The 25,892-nt window shown below is 57.7% G+C and carries 24 protein-coding genes; 11 read left to right on the top strand and 13 right to left on the bottom strand.

Going from position 1 to position 25,892, the window contains the following annotated elements:
- Window positions 1-205 precede the first annotated feature (205 nt).
- The 5 genes from ACVW0B_RS11990 to ACVW0B_RS11970 form a co-directional block, all read right to left on the bottom strand.
- A complete protein-coding gene (locus tag ACVW0B_RS11990; protein WP_457491782.1) occupies window positions 206-1,570 on the bottom strand; it encodes a cytosine deaminase in 1,365 nt (454 codons plus the stop codon).
- A 75-nt stretch (window positions 1,571-1,645) separates the two neighbouring features.
- Window positions 1,646-1,975 carry a YggT family protein gene (locus tag ACVW0B_RS11985; RefSeq protein WP_011432695.1) on the bottom strand — a complete coding sequence of 110 codons (330 nt, stop codon included), beginning with the start codon at window positions 1,973-1,975 and terminating at the stop codon, window positions 1,646-1,648.
- A gap of 170 nt (window positions 1,976-2,145) precedes the next feature.
- The gene (locus tag ACVW0B_RS11980; protein ID WP_457491781.1) at window positions 2,146-2,514 is read right to left on the bottom strand and encodes a hypothetical protein; all 369 of its coding nucleotides are present in this window, start codon (window positions 2,512-2,514) and stop codon (window positions 2,146-2,148) included.
- Between the two features lie 48 nt (window positions 2,515-2,562).
- Entirely contained in the window at window positions 2,563-4,335 is a 1,773-nt protein-coding gene (locus ACVW0B_RS11975; protein ID WP_457491780.1) for an ABC1 kinase family protein, read from the bottom strand.
- A 135-nt stretch (window positions 4,336-4,470) separates the two neighbouring features.
- A complete protein-coding gene (locus ACVW0B_RS11970) occupies window positions 4,471-5,757 on the bottom strand; it encodes a glucose-1-phosphate adenylyltransferase (protein WP_457491779.1) in 1,287 nt (428 codons plus the stop codon).
- 124 nt (window positions 5,758-5,881) lie between these two features.
- Here ACVW0B_RS11970 and ACVW0B_RS11965 point away from each other — a divergent pair, with 124 nt between their 5' ends.
- The 3 genes from ACVW0B_RS11965 to sat all read left to right on the top strand — a co-directional run bounded on the left by ACVW0B_RS11965 (window position 5,882) and on the right by sat (window position 8,527).
- Window positions 5,882-6,664 (top strand): ParA family protein, encoded by a 783-nt coding sequence (locus ACVW0B_RS11965; RefSeq protein ID WP_457491778.1) that lies wholly within the window; start codon window positions 5,882-5,884, stop codon window positions 6,662-6,664.
- Window positions 6,665-6,804: 140 nt separating this feature from the next.
- Window positions 6,805-7,170 (top strand): hypothetical protein, encoded by a 366-nt coding sequence (locus tag ACVW0B_RS11960; RefSeq protein ID WP_457491777.1) that lies wholly within the window; start codon window positions 6,805-6,807, stop codon window positions 7,168-7,170.
- Window positions 7,171-7,336: 166 nt separating this feature from the next.
- The gene (gene sat, locus ACVW0B_RS11955; protein ID WP_457491776.1) at window positions 7,337-8,527 is read left to right on the top strand and encodes a sulfate adenylyltransferase; all 1,191 of its coding nucleotides are present in this window, start codon (window positions 7,337-7,339) and stop codon (window positions 8,525-8,527) included.
- A 321-nt stretch (window positions 8,528-8,848) separates the two neighbouring features.
- On the opposite strand, the gene ACVW0B_RS11950 is transcribed toward sat, so the two are convergent.
- From ACVW0B_RS11950 to pstS, 7 genes are all read right to left on the bottom strand, one after another.
- Window positions 8,849-9,025 carry a hypothetical protein gene (locus ACVW0B_RS11950; RefSeq protein WP_414332524.1) on the bottom strand — a complete coding sequence of 59 codons (177 nt, stop codon included), beginning with the start codon at window positions 9,023-9,025 and terminating at the stop codon, window positions 8,849-8,851.
- A 354-nt stretch (window positions 9,026-9,379) separates the two neighbouring features.
- Complete coding sequence (locus ACVW0B_RS11945) at window positions 9,380-9,805, bottom strand: hypothetical protein (RefSeq protein ID WP_457491775.1); 426 nt, start codon at window positions 9,803-9,805, stop codon at window positions 9,380-9,382.
- 43 nt (window positions 9,806-9,848) lie between these two features.
- Entirely contained in the window at window positions 9,849-10,676 is an 828-nt protein-coding gene (locus ACVW0B_RS11940; RefSeq protein WP_457491774.1) for a TlyA family RNA methyltransferase, read from the bottom strand.
- 95 nt (window positions 10,677-10,771) lie between these two features.
- Window positions 10,772-11,599 carry a phosphate ABC transporter ATP-binding protein PstB gene (pstB, locus tag ACVW0B_RS11935; RefSeq protein WP_414374001.1) on the bottom strand — a complete coding sequence of 276 codons (828 nt, stop codon included), beginning with the start codon at window positions 11,597-11,599 and terminating at the stop codon, window positions 10,772-10,774.
- Window positions 11,600-11,681: 82 nt separating this feature from the next.
- Window positions 11,682-12,572, bottom strand: coding sequence for a phosphate ABC transporter permease PstA (gene pstA / locus ACVW0B_RS11930; protein WP_011432706.1), 891 nt, complete (start codon window positions 12,570-12,572; stop codon window positions 11,682-11,684).
- 6 nt (window positions 12,573-12,578) lie between these two features.
- Window positions 12,579-13,547, bottom strand: coding sequence for a phosphate ABC transporter permease subunit PstC (pstC, locus tag ACVW0B_RS11925; protein ID WP_457491773.1), 969 nt, complete (start codon window positions 13,545-13,547; stop codon window positions 12,579-12,581).
- A 33-nt stretch (window positions 13,548-13,580) separates the two neighbouring features.
- Window positions 13,581-14,657, bottom strand: coding sequence for a phosphate ABC transporter substrate-binding protein PstS (gene pstS / locus ACVW0B_RS11920; RefSeq protein ID WP_414374003.1), 1,077 nt, complete (start codon window positions 14,655-14,657; stop codon window positions 13,581-13,583).
- A gap of 786 nt (window positions 14,658-15,443) precedes the next feature.
- Here pstS and rplI point away from each other — a divergent pair.
- From rplI to glmS, 8 genes are all read left to right on the top strand, one after another.
- Window positions 15,444-15,908 (top strand): 50S ribosomal protein L9, encoded by a 465-nt coding sequence (gene rplI, locus ACVW0B_RS11915; protein WP_414329820.1) that lies wholly within the window; start codon window positions 15,444-15,446, stop codon window positions 15,906-15,908.
- Between the two features lie 178 nt (window positions 15,909-16,086).
- The gene (gene dnaB, locus ACVW0B_RS11910) at window positions 16,087-17,862 is read left to right on the top strand and encodes a replicative DNA helicase (protein ID WP_457397797.1); all 1,776 of its coding nucleotides are present in this window, start codon (window positions 16,087-16,089) and stop codon (window positions 17,860-17,862) included.
- Between the two features lie 131 nt (window positions 17,863-17,993).
- Complete coding sequence (locus tag ACVW0B_RS11905) at window positions 17,994-18,890, top strand: universal stress protein (protein ID WP_457491772.1); 897 nt, start codon at window positions 17,994-17,996, stop codon at window positions 18,888-18,890.
- Window positions 18,891-18,937: 47 nt separating this feature from the next.
- A complete protein-coding gene (gene larB, locus ACVW0B_RS11900) occupies window positions 18,938-19,771 on the top strand; it encodes a nickel pincer cofactor biosynthesis protein LarB (RefSeq protein WP_457491771.1) in 834 nt (277 codons plus the stop codon).
- Between the two features lie 272 nt (window positions 19,772-20,043).
- Entirely contained in the window at window positions 20,044-20,919 is an 876-nt protein-coding gene (locus ACVW0B_RS11895) for a TerC family protein (RefSeq protein ID WP_457491770.1), read from the top strand.
- Window positions 20,920-21,123: 204 nt separating this feature from the next.
- The gene (locus tag ACVW0B_RS11890) at window positions 21,124-21,930 is read left to right on the top strand and encodes an ABC transporter ATP-binding protein (RefSeq protein WP_414355855.1); all 807 of its coding nucleotides are present in this window, start codon (window positions 21,124-21,126) and stop codon (window positions 21,928-21,930) included.
- Window positions 21,930-23,150: an MlaD family protein gene (locus ACVW0B_RS11885; protein WP_457491769.1), complete on the top strand. Its 1,221-nt coding sequence runs from the start codon at window positions 21,930-21,932 to the stop codon at window positions 23,148-23,150. The genes ACVW0B_RS11890 and ACVW0B_RS11885 overlap by 1 nt, the downstream gene beginning before the upstream one ends.
- A 146-nt stretch (window positions 23,151-23,296) precedes the next feature.
- Window positions 23,297-25,144 carry a glutamine--fructose-6-phosphate transaminase (isomerizing) gene (gene glmS, locus ACVW0B_RS11880; protein WP_457491768.1) on the top strand — a complete coding sequence of 616 codons (1,848 nt, stop codon included), beginning with the start codon at window positions 23,297-23,299 and terminating at the stop codon, window positions 25,142-25,144.
- On the opposite strand, the gene ACVW0B_RS11875 is transcribed toward glmS, so the two are convergent.
- Window positions 25,105-25,611, bottom strand: coding sequence for a heavy metal-responsive transcriptional regulator (locus tag ACVW0B_RS11875; RefSeq protein ID WP_457491767.1), 507 nt, complete (start codon window positions 25,609-25,611; stop codon window positions 25,105-25,107). The genes glmS and ACVW0B_RS11875 overlap by 40 nt on opposite strands.
- Window positions 25,612-25,892 lie beyond the last annotated feature (281 nt).

The raw sequence follows: 25,892 nt of genomic DNA, 5'->3' as shown, positions 1-25,892 counted from the left end.
CTACTATATCCCTCTCAATGACTTTTGCCAAACCGCCTAAAGCTCAGTAAATTCAGCAAAGTTCAGGGTTTTGGGGGTTAGAGGCATGCTCCACGGTGCCGCCCCAGCGTTCCGCGCCGCTGCCACAACCACCACCTCCAGGCAAAGGGAGAGAGGAGCAATTGGGAAGTGTCTTAATCTAACTTGAAACGACTGTGACCCCGCTCTACTTCTCGGAGCTGAGCGCTGTCCCCACCTTCTCCATCAAGTCGTCCAGTTCGCTGTAGTCCGGCAGAGTCGTGTCGATGGCCTGCCCCTGACGCAACACCACCCGGTCATGCTGGGGACGGGAAAGCAGCTCGTCAAAGCCACGTCCCTTGAACAGCACTAGATCTGCCGGCAGCCCCACCCCAATTTGCCCTCGCTCGGTCAAGCCCATGATGCGGGCAGGGGTGGTGGTGATGGCCTGTGGCCAATCCCCATAGGGGGTATCCAGGTGCAAAATGCGGGTGGCCTCCCGGAACACCTCCAGGCCGTCGTGATCCCCAAAGCCGTAGAAGGGATCCCGACAGTTATCGCTGGCTATCATCACCGGCACGCCCAAGGCTTTCAGCTCGTGCAGCAGCGTCACCCCTCGCCAGCGGGGGGTATGGCCGGGGTTACGGGCTTGCAAATATAGGTTACACATGGGCAGGCTGACCACGGCAATTCCCGCCTCTCTGACCAAGGCCATAGTCTTGTGGGCCACCTCCGGCGGTTGCACGGCCAGGCTACAGCAATGGCCACACACCACCTGTCCCGAAAACTCATGGCGCAGGGCTGCCGCTGCCACGTGTCTCAACGTGAGGGATCCCGGATCATCCGTCTCATCCGTATGAAAGTCCAGAGCCAAGCCCCGCTCCTTGGCCAGGGCAAACACCCGATCCAATTGCCGATCCAGTTCCGGCCCCATCGCCGCCACCCCACCCAGGATCCCGCCCACTTCCGCCACCTTGTCCGCCAGCTTTTCTGCTGCAGGGGTGAGAAAGGCATCCAAGCTCAAAAGCGTGACCGCCTGGAGTTCCAGCTTGCCCGCCCACTCTCGGCGCAACTGGACAAACACCTCCCAGCTGGCCCCCATAACCTGAGGATTCTCACAGACCAGATGGGTGCGCACTGCCTGGGATCCATGGGCATAGCTGCAGCGCAAACCAAAGCTGAAGCGACGGTAGAGATCCTCCCGAAACTGCTCCGGATCCCCGTCATAGGCTTGCTTCATCTTCACCCAATCTTCCTGGCCGGCCTGCCTCGCCCCGGCAAAGGTACCATCGGGATTGGGGGTGCGCGGCCACACATGTCCCTTGTCCAGGTGGGTATGGATGTCCACAAAACACGGCCACACTTGGCCCCGCCTTAGATCCACGCTGGGGATCCCCTGGGGCGGGATCCCTGTTGCCAGCCGGATTTGGCGGATCTGCCCCCCTTCGATTTCCAGATCCAGCAACACCAGGTTATCGCGGTTGGGAACAGCCCCCGGCACTGCATCCTTGAGTACTGACAGGGGAACCTGAGCATTCAGCAGCCAGTAGTGGGCAACGCCGGGGATCTGCATGGCGGGCAACGAAAAAAGCAGCTCTCCATCGTAAAGGGATCCCGACCTATCCAGATGAATCCAGTGCTACAGCGGCTAGGCAAACTGGCCCACCACCTGCATGGCAAAGCTGAGCAAAATGAAGGCCAACCAGGGGGAAAAGTCCAAGCCACCAATGGGGGGAATGATGCCGCGGAACAGGTTGAGATAGGGATCGGTGAGTTGGCTGAGCACCGACAGGATGGGGTTAGACCAGTTCAGTTGCGGGAACCAGCTCAGCAAAATCCGCACGATCAGCAGAGCATTGTAAATGACAATGAACTGGTAAAGGGAGCGGAACAGCAAAGACGCGGCAGTGCCGTAGACCAACCCCAGAGAGAGGCCGTCCACCCAAGCGAGAGGAGACAACAAGTGACTGAGCATCATGGTTGGGAAAAGTAGGGAAACAACTCGATTAACTCAACATCCATTAAGCTGAAGCACCTTCGCCAGAGGCAGACCTGGCCCAGGATCGCAACTCAGCCGAGAGAGGATGGCAGAACCTAGAGAGGAAAGCCGCTGCCGCCTCTAGTTTGGCATGGACAGGGATCCCCTGCTCAAGGCTTTTCCTCAACAGCCCTGGAAGAGGTTTCCTTGACGAGCAATTGCGTGCGCATGGCCTGAATCGCCTCGTTTAACTCGGCAATCTTGGCCTCTAGAGTGCGGCGGGCTTGAGCAATGCGTTCTGCCTCATTTTCCCACTTCCTCCAGTCGCTGGACATGGCCGACTCACCCGAAGCACTGAGGCGCGGTTGTTCAGGGGTTGCGGAGGTGCCGTTGAGACGATCCGGATCCCGGCGTTGGCCTTCGGCGGATCCCTTTCTGAGTCGAGGGGCAAGCACAAACCCAATGACCCCGCCGATGATCCCTCCCAACAGGGCGCCAGTCACTACACCCGCAATGAAGTCACCTTTCTGATCTGCCACGCTTTTATCCAGCTCAATAACAATAAACCTGAGTCATCTTCTTCCGTTCTACCTTTCCTGTCCCACTCCTGCCAGCAAATCCGACCAAGGTTGAGGTGGCCGCCAGCGGCTGAGATGTTCCAGATGGGCTTGCACCTGCTCCCTCAACTCGGCAAGCGTGTGTTGCAGATCGCCGGTCGAGGGTAGGGATCTCAGCGTTGCCTGCCAGAGGTAAGCTGGGGAAAGTTCAGGGCTGAGCAACTGCCACAAACGCTGCAGCTCCTCAAAGTGAAGGCGATCATCTTCTGTGAGGGAAAGCACCAACTGGCGACGCAGATCGCGGGCCTCTTCCGACATCAGGTAGCGCAAGCCCATTTGGGCGGTGGGTAACCAATCCAATCCCCCATCGCTGCGGGCAATTTGAATCAGGTTCTCCAGGCGGTTCCAGCGGAACTTGCCGTCTTTGATCAACACTTGCAGCAGCCGTTGGCGAATACGCGGCGATTCGTCCGTCAGCAGGCGCTTGGCCACATAGGGATAGGCCACACCGACGATGCGGAACTGGGGATAGAGGCTGAGGGCTACTCCCTCTTGGGTCACCAAAGAGCGGATCACCAGAGCAAAGTGGGAGGGCACCTGAAAGGGGTAGCGGTACATCAAGTCGGAGAACTGATCTGTGGCCGTTTTGAAGTTAAAGTTGACCACCTCTTGGGTCAGCACGTCTGCCAGCACCTTTTCCAAGGCGGGGATCAGCTCTTGGCGGCCGACATCCGACTGCAAAAAGCCCAGATGAATAAAGTCATCGATCAGGGCGTTGTAGTCGCGATCCACCAGGTGAACCAGAGCATCCACCAAGTACTCCTTCATTTCCTCGGTAAGCTGATCCATCATGCCGAAATCGATGTAGGCCATACGGCCATCGGTGAGGGCAAACAAGTTACCTGGGTGGGGATCCGCGTGGAAAAAGCCGTATTCCAGCAATTGCTTGAGGGCAGCAACCACCCCGATACGCACCAATTGTTTCACCTCCAGGTTGGCTGCTCGAATGCGCTCCACATCCGTCAGCTTGATGCCGTCGATCCACTCCAGGGTCAGAACCCGGCGGCTGCTGTAAGCCCAGAAGATGCGCGGCACGTACACATCCGGATCGTCGCGGAAGTATTCGGCGAAGCGCTCGCAGTTTCGCCCTTCGTGCAGGTAGTCGATCTCCTCAAAAAGCTTGCGGCCAAACTCATCGACCACCGCCGTCAAAGTACTGCCCAGGTTTAAGGGCAGCCAGGGGCCCAGCCATGTCGAGGCCCAGCGAATCAGGTACAGATCCAGGCTCAACTGCTCTCGCAGATGGGGTCGCTGCACCTTCACCGCCACCCATTCGCCGCTGTGCAACTGCGCTTTGTAAACCTGGCCCAAACTGGCAGCAGCCACCGGCTCTGGAGAGATCTGGGCAAAGATCTCGGCAATCGGACGGCCCAACTCGGATTCGATGCGGGCAAATGCTTGCTCGGAAGGAAATGGCGGCAGTTGATCTTGCAGTTGGGTGAGTTCTTCTAGGTAGTCTTTGCGCACCAGATCGGGGCGGGTGGAGAGGGCCTGACCCACCTTGATGAACGTTGGCCCCAGGTCGGTGAGCAGCTTTCGCAACTGCACCGAGCGCCGTCCCACATTGCGATCAGTGTGGCCCCACAGTTGATCCCAGCGCAAACAGAGGACAAACCACAAGAAAGGCCAGAGAATGGCCAGCGCCCGACCGATCACTTGGGGCAGGCGCCAGCGGTAATAGCGGCAGATCAATTGCGGATCGTAAACTTCCAAAGCGGCAATGGGCGAAGTTCTACTAAACACACTCCAGCGATCTCACAGTCTTTTGTTTTGAAGCTCTTGGTATCCATCTTAACAGAAAAAGCCTCGCCGTTTCTGCGCAAGGGCCTGTCAGCCCCATCCTGCCCCCTTCTCGGCCAGGGCCGGCCTGTTTCCCCCTCAAATGATGGTGTTGTCCGGGATCACCGAGTCTTTGATGATGGTGACGATGCCGTTGCTGATCCAGATCCCTTCCTCTTCCCGCTGCGCTTCGGTGACGTGATCCTTGTTGAGGATGCGGACATTGCGCCCAATGCGGGCATTCTTATCCACGATGGCGTTGACAATGTGAGAGTTGGCCCCGATGCCCACCGGTGGGATCCCTTCCTCTAGCCTGGCCTGTCGCTCTTCTACCGACTCGTAGTAATCGGCTCCCATCACCAGGGTGTTTTCGATGATGGTGTTGGCCTCCAAGCGGCTGCGAATGCCGATGATGGAGTTGCGAATTTGGGCGTTTTTGATGATGCAACCATCGGCGATCATGGAGTTGACGATCTGGGAGTCGAGGATTTTGTTGGGGGGCAAAAAGCGCGGGCGGGTGTAGATGGGCATTTCGCTGTCGAAGAAGCTGAAGGGCGGGTTGGGCTGCTGCACCAGTGCCAGATTGGCCCGGTAAAAAGCCTCGATGGTGCCGATGTCTTCCCAGTAACCCTGGAAGAGATAGGCTTGCAGATGGTACTTGCCGATGGCTGCCGGCAGCACCTCTTTGCCAAAGTCGGTGTGCTCCTTGACTTTGAGCATCTCGATCAGAGCTTCTCGCTTGAATACATAGATGCCCATGGAGGCGATGTAGGGTTTGGCTTTGGCCTCTTCCGGGCTGAGGCCGAGAGCTTGGGTGTCCACCTGACAGGCTTTCAGCAGATCTCCTTTCGGCTTTTCCTTGAAATCCACAATGCGACCGTTTTCGCCAAGCTTGAGCAAGCCAAAACCCGAGGCCACTTTTTCTTCACAGGGGAGCACCGCCAGCGTCACATCGGCCCCAACCTGCCGGTGATGCTGGATGAAGGGGCGGTAGTCCATGCGGTAGAGGTGATCCCCAGACAGGATGAGGAAGTCCCGCGGCTTCCAGGAGTCCATCAGCCAGAGGTATTGGCGAACGGCATCGGCGGTGCCTTGGAACCAATCGGGATTGTCAGGGGTTTGTTGGGCCGCCAAAACGTCCACAAAGCCGCCTGTGAAGGGGGACAAGCGGTAGGTGTTGACGATGTGGCGGTTCAGAGAGGCAGAGTTGAACTGGGTGAGGACGTAGATTTTTTCGATGTCGGAGTTGATGCAGTTGCTGACCGGGATGTCGATGAGGCGGTATTTGCCGGCCAGGGGCACAGCAGGTTTAGCGCGGCGCTTGGTCAGGGGATAAAGTCGGGTGCCACGCCCACCTCCCAAGATGATCGCCAGTACATCGCGCATGGTTGTCCTCCACCAGGCTACACCCAATAGCATAGACTGCTGCGGGGCCACCTCAACGACTGTCCTGTCGGATCTGGCCGGGCTGCTCGGAAAGGGGAACAAGTTGGCAAAACGGGGGGAGCTGATGGCGCGCATCCTGGCCTTTACCAACAACAAAGGGGGCACCGGCAAGTCCACCCTCTGCGTCCACGCGGCTCAGTTGACGGCCCAACGGGGATACCGAGTTCTGCTCATCGATCTCACGTCCCAGGCCACTGCCAGCAACCTTTACCTGGAAGGGGCCGGATCCCTGGCGGCACTGGAAACGGCTTGGGCCAGCTTACACCCGCAGCACCAACGTCCTCTGGAAGAGGTGATCTACTGCACGGACAAGGGAGTGGATGTGGCGCCCTCCCACAGCACCATGGCGGAAGTGGCGGCCCAACTGGCTGCTGCTGGAGAGATGGGGCAGAATCTGTTGCAGCGCCAACTGGATCCCTTGCTGCAGGACTACGACTTCATCTTTCTCGATACGCCGGGAGAACTGAATGCCCTCACCGCCAATGCCCTGCGGGTGGCCCAGCGGGTGTTGATCCCGACACGGCTCAACCGCGCCGATTTCTCCTGCACGGAAGTAACCTTGCGCTACATTGAGGCCCTGAAAGGCCAGCTCAGCCACGCCCGCGCCATTTTGACAATGCTGGATGACCGCTATCTGCCGGGGGGCATTTGGTCGGGATCCCACACCGGGCAATTGTACGTGCAAGCGCAACAGATTTTTGCGGATGTGCTTTCACCCGTTACCATTCCAGATAGCAGCGATTTGCGCATCGCCTTTGACTACGGCTTGACGGTGATGGACTATCGGCCTGGATCGGCGGTGTGTCAGCGGCTGCTACAGTTGGTTGAACGCGAGGTGCTCTTGTGACCGGATCTGACCGTAGCCTCTTTCCTTCGTCGGGGGAAACTTCCCGCCGCTCTGGCGGAATTCGGCGCAAGGCCGGTGCTAAAACCAGTTCAGAGCCCACCTCCGCAGAGTCTACTCCCACAGGCGAGGAGCCGACAACGATGTCTTCTCAGTCTCCCCCAGAACCAACCCCAGAATTGCCGGAAATTGCAGCCCTCAAAAGCCAACTGGCCGAAGCTCAACAACTCTTGCAAGACTACCAAAACAAAGTCTCTACCCTGCAAGCTCAATTGCAGCAGGTTACTGCCCATCGGGACGAATTGCAAAAGGCGCTGGCGCAGTTGCAAGCGGTTGCGGACGAGCGGGCCAAAACCATCCAGGAGTTACGGAAACCCAAAGAGCAAGCCCCCATTCAGCCCAAACCCCAATCCTCACCTCTGCACGCGCAAAAGAAGATCATGAATCGGCCCATCTTCGACAATGTATCAGCCACCGATGAAAGCATGCCTCCCTATCTGCTGGATTGACTGGGATGGAAGGGATCCCTAAGGGCGTGATTTGGATGGGGTCTCCACCTGTTCTGCTCCCTCCTGTTTTCAGCCCGACCTGTGCTTTTTTCCCTGCTTCCTGGAGATCCGGGATTCGATAGCTGGATATTGGATTTGGACAACCGTCGTTCTCGCTGCCCTTCTCATGAACCAATCTCCATCGACTCTCCCTGCTGGTGATGCCATTCCGCCCCACGGGGGCACCCTGATCAACCGCATTGCCCCGCCTGAGCAGGCGCAGGAGCTGCGTTCCAAAGCCGAACATTGCCCCATTCTTTATCTCGACGAGCGGGCCCAATCGGATCTGGAGATGATCGCCATTGGGGGCTTCAGCCCGCTAACGGGGTTTATGGGGCGGGAAGATTACCAGGCCGTCCTGGAAACGATGCACCTGGCCAATGGCTTGGCTTGGTCGCTGCCGGTCACCTTGCCGGTCTCCTCGGAAGTGGCAGCGGGTCTGAAAGAGGGGCAAATGATCGCCTTGGCCAGCTCCGCGGGCAAGATCCTGGGCTTACTGGAGCTGACCGAGAAGTTCACCTACGATAAAACATACGAAGCCCGGCAAGTTTATCGCACCACCGATGAGCAGCATCCAGGGGTAAAGGTGCTCTACGAGCAGGGATCCGTCTATTTGGCCGGCCCCGTCACCCTCCTGCAGCGGGATCCCCACCCTCTTTTTCCGGCCTACCAGATTGATCCGGCCCAATCGCGGCAACTGTTTCGGGAAAGAGGCTGGAGAACCATTGTAGGCTTCCAAACCCGCAACCCCATCCACCGCGCCCACGAGTACATCCAAAAATGTGCCTTGGAAATTGTGGACGGGCTATTTTTGCACCCGCTGGTGGGGGCTACCAAAAGCGACGACATTCCCGCCGATGTGCGTATGCGCTGCTACGAGGTGTTGATCGAAAAGTACTACCCCAAGGAGCGGGTGATCTTGGCCATCAACCCTGCGTCGATGCGCTACGCCGGCCCCCGCGAGGCTATTTTCCATGCTCTCATTCGCAAAAACTATGGCTGTACCCATTTCATTGTGGGGCGGGATCACGCCGGGGTGGGGAACTACTACGGTACCTACGATGCCCAACACATTTTCGATGAGTTCCAGCCGGGGGAGCTGGGCATCATTCCCTTGAAGTTTGAACATGCTTTCTATTGCACCGTCACCGGCACCATGGCCACGGCCAAGACCAGCCCCAGCCAGCCTCACCAGCGCATTCACCTCTCAGGTACCAAGGTGCGGGAAATGCTGCGCCGCGGTGAAGTGCCCCCGCCGGAGTTTTCTCGACCAGAAGTGGCCCGGCTGCTGGCCGAAGCCATGCGAGAGCGGGGTTAACCCTGGGAATCTCCCTAAGTGGCAATCAAAAAGGGCCTGGGACAGACCAGACCCTCTGTATTGAAAGTTGTATTGAAAGTTGAACTTGAACCAGATTCCAGTCGAGTATCAGGCCAGCTCCGCTAGATTGATTGTCGGGTTGCGGTCGAAGAAGCCCCAAGTACCAGCCTAAAGCCCGTTCTGTGTACAGGCATGACGGGCCAATCCTCATCCCATGAAAAAAACCCTGCCCAACGGCATGGGGAGAATGTATGATGGGGAGCCCGCGTTTCTACAGAACTCCCTCGAAGTCAAGCAGCCCTGAATAGGCAGCAACAGTTCTCATCCCGCCTCAAACCAGAGTTGTTCGGGATCCACATAATAGCAGCGGGCATTGTCCGCACAGATCAGCGCCCAGCCGTTTTGGTCGGCCTCGACCAAAGTATACTCACACTGGGGAATGAAATAGCCTTGGTGGTTTCGGGTATCGCTCTTAACCCAAACGGTCTGACGGTTCATCTTAAAGTTCCTCCCATCTGCAGTCAAAGGGGTCAAAAAAGTGAGGTTGGAAAACGGGACTCGATTCAGTGGCTATGGAAGCGGCGGCAGTGCAACACCACTGCAATATAATGAAGTGCAGCCACCGCCGAGCTAAGCATCTCGCGCCAGCCCGGAGTTCAATCTCATCAATCAACTGAGGCCGGGGAAGAGAAGCGACGAGAGCTAACCCCTATCGATAAATGGATCCCATATTGCTATTGGGTACAAGAAGTTTAGCACCAACTCCATGAGAACATCGCTAAGAGTTGTAGATTAAAATAAAAAGCTCTAGATTTTCCTAAAGTCTTGTTGCAAAACAAGGAATAGGGTCACTTAATCTTCTTCAAAGAGCCAGTTGTAAATCTTGCTCAAGTGGGGCCAAGCAGGACGGCGGTTCCCTCCCTCTTGCAGGTTCGATTTGACACCCTCAATCTGCTCGGGATCCCGTGCCAAGATTTGCTTAATGGCCTCCACCTGCTGGCGTACCCCGGTTTTTTTCAGCTCCAGCATGGCTAGGGTCAGATTCACACGGGGCTGGGCATCCACCGGATCCAACTTCACAGCAGTCTGGGCGGCCTTCAGAGCTTTTTCCGCCTGCCCCTCCAGAAGGTAGAGCCAGGACAAGCACGTCCAAGCCGCCGCCGCCTTTGGGGATCCCTTACAGATCGACTCAAAAGAGGGAATTAACGTCTTGGCCGCTTCCCCGGATTCATAGCGCCGAATCTCTTCCTGAAACAATTCTTCAATTTTTTGGCTCATCTCCCCCAACCCAGCACATCAACCTATTGACAAAATCGACAAGCTACCCGTGTAGGGTCGCTCTTGCCTGCTCGCTCATCTGTTGTAGCGCACTGCCGCTGGGGAGAGGGATCCCTTCTCCTTCGGCCAGCCAGAGCCAATACTCGATATTGCCGGCAGAGCCGGTAATGGGCGACCACGTGTAGCCTTGCACCTGCCAGCCCTGGGCCACGGCCGAGCGCATCACCGTCTCCAGCACGCGGGCATGGACAGCCGGATCCCGTACCACCCCCTTTTTACCCACCTGGTCTCGGCCCGCCTCAAACTGGGGCTTCACCAGCAACAGCGCCTCCCGTGGGAAACGCAACAGGTTCCACAGCGGAGCTAGCACCTTAGTCAGGGAAATAAAAGACAGGTCTACCACCGCCAAATCCGGCCAGCTCTGGGGAGGTGCCTCGCTTCCGTACAGATCCTCCGGCTGCAGATGGCGCAAGTTGGCCCGCTCCTTTAGGATCACCCGCGCATCCGTTCGCAAAGACCAGGCCAGTTGCCCATAGCCCACATCCACTCCGTAGACCCGCTGGGCTCCCCGTTTCAACAAGCAGTCTGTAAAACCTCCTGTGGAAATGCCCGCATCCAAACAAATACGACCCTGCACCTGAACAGGAAAAGTTTGCAGCGCCCCCTGTAGCTTTTCTCCCCCCCGTGAGACAAAAGCAGGCCCAGACTGGACTTGCACCGCTGGATCCCCGCTCACCCAGGTTCCAGGCTTTTCCGCCCGCACCCCATTTAGAAAGACTTCTCCTGCCAAAATGGAGCGTTGCGCTTGCTGGCGTGAGGAAAAATATCCGCGCTCCACCAACCAGCTATCCAGACGCACCCGCTTGGCCATCTCGCCGGTGCCTCACCTTGCATAGATCTTCCCGCCCATTAGAATAGGCGAGCGGGATCCCACCTGACCAGAATTGAGGGATCGCCAACAGCAGATTAGCCGAACCGTCCGCTCACGTACTCTTCCGTTTCCCGATGGGCGGGAGAGTTAAAGATTTTCTCAGTGCGGTTAAACTCCACCAGCCGTCCGTAGCGAAACCCCTCTTCGTCGACTTCAGTGTTGAAGAAGGCGGTAAAGTCGGAGACCCGCGCTGCCTGCTGCATGTTGTGGGTAACGATAATGATCGTGTAGCGACGGCCCAGTTCCTTGAGCAACTCCTCAATGCGCAACGTGGAGATTGGATCCAACGAGGCACAGGGCTCGTCCATCAGGATCACCTCTGGTTGGATGGCCAAGGTGCGGGCAATGCAGAGGCGCTGCTGCTGTCCCCCCGAAAGGGAGAGGCCGCTCGTCTTCAACTTGTCTTTCACCTCGTCCCAGAGGACGGCCTGACGCAATGCGCGCTCTACCAGCTCATCCAAGTCTCCTTGGTAGCCGTTGACCCGTGGCCCAAAGGCAATGTTGTCGTAGATGGACTTCGGGAAGGGGTTGGGCTTTTGGAACACCAGGCCAACTCGCCGCCGCACTTCAGCAGGATCTACATCGGGATCGTAGATGTTTTTCCCGTGAAAAATTACGGATCCGTCTACTCTCGCCCCCGGGATCAGATCGTTCATGCGGTTAAAGCAGCGCAGCAAAGTACTCTTGCCGCAGCCGGAAGGGCCAATAAAAGCAGTGATGTGATTCTTGGGAATCTTCAGAGAAACCTGCTTCACCGCCAAATGAGAGCCGTAGTAAACACTGACTGCTTGCGTTTCCAGCTCAACAGTTAACTTGGCAGACTTCTTAGAGGAATCAGGAGTGCCGGGAAATGGAGGGCGCATGGGAATACCAGAGGTAGACGTTGCTTCAGAACCCAAACTCAAAATCGAAGAATAGTGAGGCAAAAATCTCAGAAGAACCAGATCAGATAGTAATGGTTTCCTGACGACGACTCAGCAGCAGCCGGAAACTGATCGTGGTGATCAAAACCAGAATCACCAAAGCCAAGGCTCCTCCCCAAGCAATTTTCTGCTGGTTCTCGAAGGGAACAATGGCAAAGTTGTAGATCAGCACCGCCAACGAGGCTACTGGCTTCAGCAGACCATCAGGCCATAGAAAGCTGAACAGAGCAGTAAAAATTAGAGGTGCAGTCTCCCCAGCTGCTCGGGCAATGGCCAAGGTCACTCCCGTCAGAACGACCGGCAAAGCAGCTGGCAAAACGACCCGAAACACAGTCTGCACCCGCGAAGCTCCCAAGGCGTAGGCGGCAGCCCGAGTGTCCGCCGGCACCAAGCGCAGAGCCTCCTCGCAGGAGAGGATGATGATCGGCAAAGTCAATACCGATAGAGCTACTCCGCCAGAAAGGGCAGAAAAGGTCTTGGTGGAAAGCACCAGCACCCCATAGGCGAACACGCCAGCGATGATGGAAGGAACCCCCGTCAGCACTTTGATAATGAAACGCAGAGATGATGCTGTAGAACTGTTCTGGCCGAACTCCGAGAGATAGATCGCAGCAAATAGACCAATAGGGAAAGTGATTGTAATGGCAATCGATACCACAATGATCGTTCCCAGCACAGCGTTGCCAAAGCCGCCTACCTGATCGCCAGGAGGAGGAGGAAGCTGGGTTAAGGTCTGCCAATTGAAGCGCTCAATGCCATTGACGAAAACATAGTAAAGGATGGAAGCGAGCACAACAATCGCAAAAATGCTGGAAGCAAAGATCAGGCCTGTCATCACCCAGTCCAGCACGACGCGCTTGGATCTGACTTTGCGTTTGAACAAATTGGCCTGTGCTGCCACTTGTGTCGCCATGTTCCTCTACTCCCGAGAAGCCGTCAAAGCAAACTTGACCTGACGAACCATCAGCTCAGCGATGATGTTGACCACCAGCGTAATGACCAGCAAGATCAAAGCCGCATACATCAGAGCCGAGATCTGCTCGTCGGCTGCTTCTGCAAACTCGCTGGCCAGCAATGCAGGGATGTTGCTGGCAGGGGCCAAAAGCGAGACTCTAATCCCCCGCGCATTGCCAATCAGCATTGCCACCGCCATGGTCTCGCCCAGGGCGCGTCCCAAACCCAGCACCACAGCCCCCAACATACCCCCAATCGCAGCCGGTAGTACCACTCCAAAAATGGCTTCCCATCGCGTAGCCCCCATCGCATAGGCAGCCGCGCGCAGCTCAGGAGGAACAGCCACCAAAACCTCTCTGGCGATGGCCGTGATGATGGGGATGATCATGATCCCCAAGACAACCCCTGCCGTCAGCATCCCCGGCCCAATCGGTGGTGTGCTGAAAATGGGAAGCCAATTGAAGTTCTCGTACAGGAACATCTGAACGGGGCGGAAGAAGGGGATGAAGACAAACAATCCCCAAATGCCGAACACCACACTGGGAATAGCCGCCAACAGCTCAACCACAATGATCAGAGCCAGACGCAAGGACTTCGGAAGAAAATCCTCGCTCAGAAAAATAGAGATGCCAAAGCTAAAAGGAACCCCCACAATCAGAGCGATGAGAGAAGTCACTAGCGTGCCGTAGATCTGTGGCCAGGCCCCATAGATATCCTCGACCGGATCCCAGGTGGTGTTCCAGAAAAAGCTTAGTCCAAACCTGTCTATAGCAGGTAAAGACTGAATGCCGATCTCCAGAGCAATCCAGAGCAGCAGGAAGGCCGAGAAAAACACGGCAATCCGCGTAGCCCAGATAAAAACCTGGTCGCGCCGGCGCTGGAAAACCGGCCGAGGCCGAAACATAGAACTGCTGTCAGAAAAAAAGGTATTCATCCGCCTGAAGCCAGAAGTGGTTGGTAAGAGTTTTTACGGGGTAATGCCTTCCAGCGCAGCCAGAGCTTTTTGCCGCGTTTCTTCCGGCAGAGGGACATATCCCAACTGCTCAGCGAAAGCCTGCCCCTCAGTGAGGCCGTAGCGGAGAAACTCTCTAACGGCCTTGGAAGTCTCGGCTTTGGGGTAAACCTTGTAGGCAAGGATCCAGGTGTAGCCCGCAATAGGGTAAGAGTCTTCCCCACTAGGATCCGGATCGACCCCCAGCAAACGCTCGTCGAGCTGAATTCTGGCCAGCGCCGCTTTCTCCGTCTCGACGTTGGGAGTTACAAACTTGCCTGCCCGGTTTTCCAGACGGGCAATGTTCAGGTTGTTGAGCTTGGCAAAGCCGAATTCCACGTAGCCAATCGAGCCAGGAATTTGCTTGATCTGCTCGGAAACCCCTTCGTTCCCACGCGCCCCTACGCCGGTTGGCCAGTTTACCGAAGAGCCGCGACCCACCTTTTGCTTCCACTCTGGGCTAATAGCGTTGAGGTGAGTGGTGAAGATATCGGTGGTACCACTTCCATCAGAGCGATGCACGACGGTAATCGGCAAATCCGGGAAAGTCACCCCTGGGTTAAGGCCAGCCAGCAGGGGATCGTTCCAGTTCTTGATCTTGCCCAGGAAGATATTCGCCAGTGCCAGGCGGGAAAGGCGGATTTCGGGGCCCACCCCAGGAATGTTGTACGCTGCAACTAACGCTCCGCCCACCATGGGTACAGAAACCATCCCTTTGGGAGGGTTAGCCTCATTCTCAATTTGGTTGATCTCTTCAGGACGGGGCACGCTGTCACTGGCACCGAAATCGACCGTGCGGGCTACAAACTGCCGACGACCCGCACCGCTTCCTACAGACTGATAGTTGACCTGGATGTTAGGGTTTTTCTTGCCAAACTCTTGGGCCCAAGTTTGATAGATGGGGGCCGGGAAGGTCGCCCCAGCGCCATTGATGGTGATGGTCTGCCGAGCAAACACCCGCTGCCAATTCGTCTGACTGGCCGCAAAGCCGGCAACAGTGGCAGATAGAAACTTCAGGAAAGAACGACGCTCCAAGGGGTGCAACGTCACCATACAGATCTCCTCTCCCAGATGAAGATAAAATCCTAGCCCAGATCTAAAAAAGGCTACTTCACTCGAGAACCTTACCCAACCCAATCAAAACTCGTCGGGCTGGGTATGCCACTACCGCCTGGAAGCTTGGAGGCAACCCTCAAGCTAGGCCTGCGATCCTCAACAAGCCTTCAACCGATCGCAACATCCCAGGGATCCCTTTGAGCACGCAGGGTTCCCTCGGGAACGCTCCATTGAAGACTTCGCCAGTCCGCGCAGCTACTATAACGTAAAGGCCAGTTGTTTTTAGTTAAAACGAGGTTAAGCCCAGGTTATCTCTGGGGATATCCGCCAAATGTTGCAAACCCCTCAAGGGATCCCCTTTGGTGTCAGCCACTCTATACCCTCTGCTAAGTATTTCCTGAAACAAATAACCTTCCGCATTTTCCGCATTTTTGGTTTAGAAACAAGGTGGCTTCTTGTCTTCCTACCGGGGTTGCGAGCGGCAAGAGAGCTTCATCGGCAATGAGCTCCGAGAAGGGATCCCTCATGCCAAAGGGCTGAGGCGTAGGGGGCAGCTTGCTTTGGAGTTTATAGTCGTTTCAGGCTAGGGTGAGACGCCTGGGCTATTGAGAAAAGCCTTCTTCCCCCGTACATTATTGCTCCGTAACGCTGACGCGACGGCGCGACCAACGTTCTAGGTGGGGGTGCAGTGTCCTGGTTTGAATCGAAATGACCATAAGCTGACAATGGCTCTACTGAGCCTCTAGAATGGAAGGCTGTCGAGAAAATGAAGTGCCTTCCCCGATGTCGAAACGTAACATGCAGGTTGTGCTGCGCCAGGCGATCCCAGGGCTGGGCAAGCCCGGAGAGATTGTCAACGTCAAGCCCGGCTATGCTCGCAACTACCTCTTCCCGCGGCAGATGGCGGTGCGGGTTACCCCTGGCATATTGAAAGAGCAGCAGATGCGTCTGGAGCAGGAAGCGGCTCGTAAACTGGCAGAAAAACAACGGGCGGAAAACTACAAGACCGCTCTGGAGACCATTGGTCGCTTCGTCATCCGTAAGAAAGTGGGAGAACACGACCTCCTATTTGGGCAGGTGACCACCAGCGATATTGCTGAGGTGGTGCTGGCTACCAGCGGTCTAGATATCGACCGCCGCAACATTCTCCTCAACGAGGAAATCAAAAAAACCGGGGTTTATCCCGTGCAGGTAAAGTTACACCCCGAAGTTACCGCTACGCTGCGCATTCAGGTTACTCCCGAATGAGGACTCACCTTCGAGGATCCCTGAGTTCCCGTGAGGGATCCCGGGGTGAGTAGGGTTTTTGCCTTAGGCAACAAGCGGGTATGCTCAGCCTAGAGCTTGACCCGCCTGACGATTGGAGCTGACTGGCTGAGAGGCCGGTTGCCCTAGGGCTGGGTTGATTTTCCTATCCTGGCTTGTGGTGATCAGCGATTACGACTTAACGGGTGGGGATCGGCTTCCTCCTCAAAACATTGAAGCCGAGGAGGAAATCCTGGGGGGCATTCTCCTCGATCCGGATGCGTTGGTGCGGGTCGCGGAGTTTCTGCGACCAGAGATGTTCTACATCTCTGCCCACCAAGAGATTTACCGGGCTGCTCTCCAACTGCACAGCCAAGGCCAACCCACCGACCTGATGACTGTGTCTGCTTGGTTGGCGGATCATCATCTTCTGGAGCGGGTGGGGGGAACAGGGGCGATCCGTCGTCTGCTGGAGCAAACCGTCAGCAGCGTCAACATCGACCAGTATGCCCGCCTGGTGATGGATAAATACATGCGCCGCCAGTTGATCCAGGTGAGCAATACCTTGGCTCGTTTGGCCTACGATACCAGTCAGCCCCTGTCTCAGGTGATGGATCAAGCCGAGCAGCAGGTGTTTGGCCTCACCCAAGAGCGGGTGCAGCGCAGTCTTATCCCGGCCTCCGAGGTTTTGGTCAATATCTTCTCGGATTTGGAAGAGAAGTTCCAGAGTGGGGCTCAGCTCCCTGGGATCCCGACCAAATTCATCGACCTGGATAACCTGACTCAGGGCTTGCAGCGATCCGACTTGTTGATCCTGGCCGGTCGTCCCTCGATGGGGAAAACCAGTCTTGCCCTCAACATTGCCCAAAATGTGGCTGCCTATGCCAAGCAGCCGGTCGCCATCTTTAGCTTGGAAATGTCACGAGAGCAACTGGTGCAGCGGCTTTTGGCCAGCGAAGCCCGCATCGACAGCAGCCGTCTGCGTTCTGGGCGCATCAGCGAACACGAGTGGCAGCGCCTGGGACAAGCCATTGGTTTTTTATCGCAATTGCCCCTGTTCATCGACGATACCCCCGACTGTACCGTTACAGAAATTCGCTCCAAAGCGCGGCGTTTGCAGGCGGAACAGGGGGGAACGTTGGGGATGGTGTTGATCGACTACCTACAACTGATGCAGGGATCCGCCGCCGACAACCGGGTGCAGGAGCTGTCGCGCATTACCCGTGGCCTCAAGGCCATGGCCAAAGAGCTGATGGTGCCGGTGCTGGTGCTTTCTCAGCTCAGTCGAGCTGTTGAGTCTCGCTCCGACAAACGTCCACAGCTGGCGGATCTGCGGGAATCGGGCTGTCTGGCCGGGGATACGCAGGTGATGGATGCGGATCGCGGCAAGATCTGGCGGCTGGATCAACTGGCGGCCCTGCCGGCTTCGGCGGAACTGCCCCGCCTGCTCAGCTTGAACGGGCGCGGGCGCTTGGTGCCCCAACAGCCTGTGAAAGTGTTTTGCAGTGGTCGGCAGCCCACCTGTGTTCTGAAGACCCGCCTCAACTTTTCCATTCGCGCCACCGGCAACCATCCCTTCTTGACCCCAGACGGCTGGAAAACCCTCGACGAGCTGCAATTGGAGGAAGAGGTGGCGGTGGTGGTGCAGGAGGGGCTGATCTGGGATCCGGTGGTGTTCATCAGCGAGCCGGGGGAGCCTCAGCCGGTTTACGACGTCGAAATGCCCCGCCACCACAACTTCGTGGCCAACGGTCTGCTAGTTCACAACAGCATCGAGCAGGATGCCGATCTGGTGATGATGATCTATCGCCCGGAGTACTACGATCCCAACACCAGCGATCGCGGCATTGCCGAGGTCATCATTGCCAAACATCGCAACGGCCCCACCGGTACCGTGCGCCTGCTGTTCGAAAGCCAGTACACCCAGTTTCGCAACCTGGCGGATCCCAACCGGTGAGCAATCGACGCTGAAGAGGGATCCGGAGCTGCTGCCTTGGGAACAACCCCGCAAGGTGTTAGCTTAGGATCGCTGCGGGCCAAAGCGTTGCTCTTGAGCCGGCTACCCTCTCTCCTAATGCTCAAAACGATATGTTTAAAAACGTGTTAATTGCCACCGACCGCCGAGATGGCCTGCAGCGTTTTGGCAAGTGTCTAGAAGATCTGCACAGCAATGGCATCGAGCGCGTCACCTTCGTCCGCAGCGTAGATTGGCAAGAGGACGACATCGGCATTCCCGACGACATTACCCCCGAAGTCCAGGCAGAGCAGACCCAGTTGCAGAAGCTGCTGAACCCGATCCCAGCAGGGTTGGAAGTCGAGGCTCTGGTGCAGGTGGGCAAGCCGGCAGAGGCGATCTTAAAAGGGATCCAAGCCTACGGCTGCGATCTGTTAATCACAGGCATGGGCACCCACAATCTGCTCGCCGAAAAATTGTTCGGCAGCACCACCATGGCGCTGTTGCCGAAGCTGAAAATCCCCCTACTGGTGATGCGCCCCCAGCTGCTGGCTACCTTTACCCTGGAAGAATTGCGCTTGCGCAGCCGCCACCTGTTTCGCTGCCTCTTGGTGCCCTTTGACTTTGAGCAGCCGCGTCAGCAGTTGCTGAACCATCTCGGCCACCTGCTGCCCGGTACTTCCCAGTGCCAGACGCTTACCCTGCTCTACGTGGTGGATCCCAGCGCCCGCCGCAACCAAGGAACTCCGGTGGAGGTGCTCCAACGCAAAGCCGAGGCTGACCTGGCCCAGGTGCTTGAACCCCTGAGCGAGCGGGTGAAGCCCGTACAGCTGCGCACCCTGGTGCGGGTGGGATCCCCTCTCAAAGAGATCCTAGCTACTGCTGCCGATGAAGACATGACGGCCATTGCCACTGCCTCCCCCCATGTGGGCAGCTTTTGGGAGTGGTCGGTTCGCAGCCTAACCGGCGAGATTTTGCGGCAAAGTTGGCATCCGGTGTTGTTTTTCCCGCGCGGGTCTTTGGCCCAGTAGATCCAGGCAAGATCCAAGCCGAGTGTTGCAGATTGAACTCACCTTCCATGAACCCCCCTTCCACGACAGCGCTGCAGGATCTGTTTCGGGCGGTGGCCCAAGGGGAGCTCACCCCAGAGCAAGCCCTGCAAGCCTGTCGCTTTCTGCCCTTCGAGCCGGTGGGAGACTTCGCCCATGTGGATCACCACCGTCCCTTGCGCACGGGCTTTCCTGAAGCCGTGTGGGGGCCGGGCAAAACCCCAGATCAGATTGCCCAGATCCTGGAGCAACTCCACCAGCGGGGATCCCTGGCCTTGGCCACCCGCATCGAAGCCCAGGTGTATGCCGAGATCCGCAGCCGCTTGCCCCAGGCCCAGTATTCCGAGTTGGCCCGCTTGTGTTGGATCCCGTCCCAGCAGGTGGTCAGCCATCCTGGACAGGTCAGCGTGATCTCCGCCGGCACTGCCGACTTACCGGTGGCAGAAGAAGCCGCCCTCACGCTGGAGCTTTCCGGATTTCAGGTGAAGCGCCTCTGGGATGTGGGGGTGGCCGGGATCCATCGGCTGCTGCACAACCGGGCGGCCCTGCAAGCGGACGTGCTGATCGTGGTGGCGGGCATGGAGGGGGCCTTGGCCAGTGTGGTGGCGGGTCTGGCGGATTGTCCGGTGATCGCTGTGCCCACCAGCATTGGCTACGGGGCCAGCTTCCAGGGCTTGGCTGCCCTGCTCACCATGCTCAACTCTTGCGCGGCGGGGGTGGGAGTGCTGAACATCGATAACGGTTTCGGGGCGGCCATTCTAGCAGGCCAGATCCTGCGCTGTGGACAACGGCTGGCGGCTCGACTGAGCTCATCCGGCCTCACTGGAGATCCAACAGAGGATGGCCAGATTTCAGAAGGTTAAGAACTGTAAATGGATCCTGAGCCAAACAGGCTATACTCAGGCCATAGTTTAGGCTTGGGCTTTCTCTTTCCCATCCTTCGGGAGTTTGAGGGTGTTGCCTCTGGTCACCTAACTGGGTTCATGCCTTTTTCTGGGGTACCTTTATCCGAAGATGGGGAGGGTTCCTACGCTGGTTAACTGCTGTGTTGGACTGACTGGGGCGGACAAAACGCGCGAATATGCTAATTGATGCAACACTTGTCAAAAATGCAACAGATGCGATGGGAGCGACCTTGACCCTGGCACAAGGGATGACTCAGTCCTTCACCTGGGCAGATCTTTTCTTGGTGGTGGCTCTGGTGTTTTTGGAGGCCGCCCTCTCTGCGGACAATGCCGTTGCCCTGGCGGCTCTGGTGAAACATCTGCCCACCCCTCAGCAACAAAATCGGGCCTTGCGCTGGGGCATCATCGGCGCTTACGGCTTTCGCATCGCCATTGTCTTTGCAGCGGTTTGGTTGGTGGAGTATCCGCCCGCCCAATTCTTGGGGGCCTGTTATCTGCTCTGGCTAGCCTGGCAGCACTTTCGGGGCGAGGAAGAAGGCCAAGAACAGGACATCACCCGCCACGCCAATTTTTGGCAGACCCTGGTGATGGTGGAACTGACGGATCTGGTTTTTTCTTTCGACAGCATCGCCGCTTCGGTGGGCGTCTCCCGCAAGGCTTGGGTAATCATCCTCGGCGGCATTCTCGGCATTACCCTGATGCGCTACATGGCTTCTCTGTTTTTGCGTTGGTTGGACGAGTTCTCTCACCTGGAAGACGCCGCTTTTGCCATCATCGCCTTGGTGGGGAGCACCATGTTGTTGGAGGTGTTTTTCCCCCAAATCGAGATCCCGGAGTGGGGGATGGTGGTGGCTGTGATCCCCCTATTTGTCTGGGGTTTCTCGCGGCGCGTGAAACTCAATTCGGAGCAGGATGAACAGCCGGAGCTGGCTGACGGAGAGAAGAGGGAAGGGAAAAGAGCAGGGGTTACAGACGAGATGGAGATCGTCCCCTCCGGTTGGGTGGCTGCCCTTGAGGAAGACCTCGCCCCTGAGCTGCAGAGCAGAGAGAATGGAGAGGAGAGGTACGGCTTGGGCCTATCGCCAGGGATCCCTGATCTGCCTTGATAGGGCTGTGGGCTGCTTCATTGCCTTGGCCCCTGCCGACTCCTAAACTAGCAGTGAAGCCGACTCAAGGAGGGAAGCATCCTGAGCCCCCAGTTTTGCTTGAAATCATTGGTCAAGTGCTTCAGAAGCAGCATAGACAGCCCAAAGGAGCAGCAGGCCGCGGAAAATAGGCTCCAGCCTTTGGCGAGGGCGGAGGTTCTGAGCATGCCAGCAGTGCAGAGCACTGCCCCCTTGGTGGAGCTGCGCCAAGTTTCCAAGCGCTTCGGCTCGACGGTGGTGCTTGACCACGTGGATCTGAAGGTGTACCGGGGTGAGGCCCTGGGCCTGGTGGGGCCTTCGGGCACCGGGAAATCGACGCTGCTGCGCATCATCGCCGGCCTAACGGAGCCAGACGCTGGAGAAGTGCTCTGGTGCGGGATCCCGCTCCCGGAGATTCAAGCCCATCATGCAACTCCCCCTTTGCGAGTAGGGATGGTGTTTCAGCAGGCCGCCCTCTTCGACTCCCTGACGGTGGAAGAAAACGTGGGGTTTTTGCTCTACGAGCACTCGCAGTTGCCCCGCTCCCGTATTCAGGAATTGGTGGCCGCCAAGCTGGAGGCGGTGGGACTGGCGGGCAAAGAGCACAACCTGCCAGAAGAACTCTCGGGGGGGATGCGCAAACGGGCCAGCTTCGCCCGCGCCATTATGGAGGATCCTTCTCTGCCCCAGGATGAGCCCCAATTGCTGCTGTACGACGAGCCCACAGCGGGCTTGGATCCCATTGCCTCCACGGTAATTGAAGATCTCATCCGGGAGCTGCAGCAGGTGAAAAAAGCCTGTGAGAGCTACATTGTGGTGACCCACCAACACAGCACCATTTACCGCGCCACCGACCGCATTGTGTTGTTGGCCCAGGGGCGGGTGCAGTGGGAGGGATCCGTGCAGCAGATCGAAACGTGCGATAACCCCTTTGTGCGGCAGTTTTTCAGCGGTAGCGTAGAAGGGCCAATTCAAGTGGCGGGGCAGGTGTGATGCGTTCGCGAGCAGTGCGAGAAGGGGCAGTGGGCCTGTTGATCCTGGCGGGGGCGCTGGGCTTTGCCGGCCTGTTTTTGTGGATCTACAACCTGCGCTTTGGCAGTCGCGGCTTTCAATTTACCGTCACCTATACCAACGTGGCCGGGCTGGCCGAGGGATCCAGTGTGCGGCTGCGGGGGGTAACCGTAGGTCGGGTGGAGCGTATCACGCCTCAACCCAATCAAGTGGAGGTGCAGGTGGCCATTGACCAGCCTTTGGCTATTCCCCGCAACGCCCTGTTTGTAACCAAACAGACGGGGTTGGTGGGGGAAACGGTGATGGATATCCTGCCCCGACTGAACGTCCAGTTGACAGGATCCCCCCTGGCGCCAGACTGCGACAGCAGCCAAATGGTTTGCAATGGAGATGTGGTGGAGGGAACCCCTGGAGTGGATTTTGGCCAGCTATTGATTAGGCTGGATCGATTGCTCACACGGGTCAACGAGGACGAGCTCTTCGATACCCTTAACACCACTCTGGAGGGGATCACCCGCGTCGCCAATAGCGTAGCCAGTCTTTCAGAAACCGTAGAAGAGCGAGTAGCTGCCCTGCGCACCGAAGATCTGGACTTGTCGCAATTCACGACCGCTGCCACAGCCATCCAAGACGCGGCTGGGGCTGTGAGGGGAACTGCCCGCAGTTTTCAAGCGGCTGCCGATCAATTCACCGCCCTGGTGGATCAAAACCGCACTTCCCTTAACGCCGTCCTGGAGAACATTCAGCAGGTGAGCGCCGATCTACAGGCCATGTCGAGCGCGGTGCGCCCGCTGGTTACCGATCCACAACTCCAGGCCGATGTGCGCCAGATCCTGGCCGAGGTGCGAGCGGCTGCGGAGAACGTGGCCCAAGCTACCGAAGATCTGCAGCAGATTGCCGCCAGCCTCAACGATCCGGGCACCCTGGCCACGCTGCGCCAAACCCTCGATTCGGCGCGCATCACCTTTCAAAACATGCAAAAGATCACCGCCGACATCGACGAGCTGACCGGGGATCCCCAGTTTCGCCGCGGCATTCGAGAGTTGGTGTTGGGGCTGAGCAACTTGGTCTCCAGCGTCCCTGGGGAAGATGGGATCCAGCCCGCGGTGGCCGAAGGGTATCACTCTCGTTTTGCGCCCGTCTCTTTTGCCCAGGGAGTTGCCCCTGGATCCCAAGGATGGCAGCCGCAGACTTCCCCATAAATTGGCAACCCGCTGAGGTGAACAACGTCGGCCAAAGCCGTTGAAGGGATCCCCAACCTGGGGTAGGCTTTGCGGATAAGGTGCTGTGCCTACGGCACCCCCTATGGCTACGCAACGCTGGCGCGACTGAGGTTGAGGTGTGAGGAATGTGTGGCATTGTCGGCTACGTGGGTTTTCAGTGGGCTGCCCCCATCCTGTTGGAGGGCCTGCGCACCTTGGAGTATCGGGGCTATGATTCTGCCGGCATCGCCACGGTGGATCCCGAAGAGGGATTGAGGATTGTTCGCGCCACCGGCAAGCTGCACAACCTGCTGGTGAAGCTCACCGCCAACATGCCCACCGCCAAGGTAGGGATCGGACATACCCGCTGGGCCACCCACGGCGGCGTGACCGAAGAAAATGCTCACCCCCACTGCGACGAGCGCGGGCGCATTGTGGTGATCCAAAACGGCATTGTGGAAAACTACCTGGAGCTGAAGGAGCGTCTCCTGGAGCGGGGGATCCCATTTCGCTCCCAAACCGATACGGAAGTGATCGCCCAACTGCTGGGTCTCTACACCGAAGAGCTGGGCTCCTTTGAGGCGGCCTTTGGCCAGGTCATGGGGCAACTGCGGGGGGGAAACGCCGTAGTGGCTCTGGATCGGGAGGCGCCGGATCGGCTGATCGCAGCCCGTTTGGGCAATGCCGGAGCCGTGGTGGTGGGAGAGGGAGAAGGGGAAAACTTCGTGGCCTCCGATCTGCCTGCCATTGTCCGCCATACCCGCAAGGTGGTGTTCTTAGAAGATGGGGAAATGGCGGTTCTCACGGAGTCTCAAGTGCGCTACCTGCGCATTACCGGCGAGGAGCTGCGCAAATCCAGCATCACCGTGGCCTGGGATCCCGTCTCAGCCGCCAAGGGAGGCTACAAGCACTTCATGCAAAAGGAGATCTTTGAGCAGCCCCGCACCACCACCGATACGCTACGGGGGCGGGTGGATCTGGAACAGGGCCGGGTGACACTGGAGGGGCTAGCGCTTTCTGAGGGGCAACTGGCCCACATTGAGCACATCCACGCCGTAGCCTGTGGTACTGCCTGGCACGCCTGCTGGGTGCTCAAGTACTTCATCGAGAGCTTGGCCCGTACCCCCGTGGAGGTGGACTATGCCTCTGAGTTTCGCTACCGCCAGCCGGTGTTGCGCCCCAACCACCTGTTGCTGGCTCTAACCCAGTCGGGAGAAACCGTCGATACGCTGGCAGCCATGAGCGAGGCCCGCACCCAAGGGATCCCGACTCTGGCGATTGTCAACGCCATCGGATCCCAGGCCAGCCGTCTGGCGGATGCCGGGGTTCTCTACATCCATGCCGGGCCGGAGATTGCCGTGGCTTCCACCAAAGTGTTTACCGGCATGTTGGTGGCGGGGTATTTGCTGGCCCTGCAACTGGCCCAAGCCAAAGGGATCCTCAGCCCGGCCCAGATCCAAACCCACCTGCAAGCCTTGATTGAGCTGCCGGGCAAGATCAGCCTGCTGCTGAAGGACGCCGCCCTCTACGACCAACTGGCGGAGCAGTACCATCATGTTGCCAACATGCTCTATCTGGGCCGCTGGGTTAACGCCCCGATTGCCTTGGAAGGAGCTTTGAAGATGAAAGAGGTGAGCTATATCCACGCCGAAGGCTACCCGGCAGGGGAGATGAAGCATGGCCCTATCGCCCTCATCGACGAGCGGGTGCCGGTGGTGTGCATTGCCACCCGGGATCCCGTCTACGAAAAAATGCTCTCCAACATCGAACAGGTGCGGGCGCGGGGGGGACGGGTGATCGCCCTCATCAACCCCGAAGACACCCAGGTGCGGGAGAAAGCCGACCACATCATCGAGGTGCCCAGCACGACACCCCTGTTGTCGGCGGTTCTGAACGTGATCCCCCTGCAGTTGTTCGCCTACGCCATGGCTTTGCGCCGCGGAGCCGATGTGGATCAGCCGCGCAACTTGGCCAAGTCGGTAACAGTGGAGTAACGGCTGTTGCCCTTGCCGCCCCTGGCCTCTGGTTTTTGCAAAATCGGGCAGATCACCTCTTTTTCATCAGCAGCCGCAGGGGGGATCTGCCAATCGGAGAGGAGACCTTGAATTTGGCTTTTCAGCGCTTGCAGATCGGCAATTCGCTGTTCAATCTCCTGCAGCTTGCCTTGCAGATGCTGGCGAATTTCTGGACAAGGCTGCTCCCCTCGGTCGTGGACATCCAGGATTTGGCGGATTTCTTCTAAGCTCAGGCCCAGGCTCTGGCAGCGGCGGATAAAGGCCAGACGAACCAAAACCGAAGGGTCGAACAGCCGATAGCTGGACTCCGCCCGTTCCACCGTTGGCTTCAGCAGGCCTATCGATTCGTAGTAGCGCACCGTGCGTACAGGCAAGCCGGCTGCTAGAGCCACCTGGCCGATCTTCAGGCTAGCAGACAAGTCTCGGACAGCAGCAGGATTCGACATGTCCCCAACTGGATCCCTGCAGATTTCTTCAGCGTGACATACTCCCACACTCATGCTGACGCAAAGCGCTCCGCGCCGCCAAAGCGAGAGAGTGCGGGCTTCAAGGACTCCGTCCCGCTGACGCGAAAAGAACGGGATGCCCCACCGCCCTGTGCTTGATGTTGATGGCCGCATGGTGGTCGCGTCCTAGGTCGTGTTGATCTTATGTTAGGATAGAGAGAATAGTTTATAGAGGAAAGAGGATGAAGTTGGTTTTTTTAGATGAAAACAAATGGCAGAAG

The sequence above is a fragment of the Thermostichus sp. MS-CIW-23 genome, from assembly GCF_054059455.1.
Note: the sequence above shows the minus strand (reverse complement) of the source record. Positions and strands in the feature narration are given on the sequence as shown.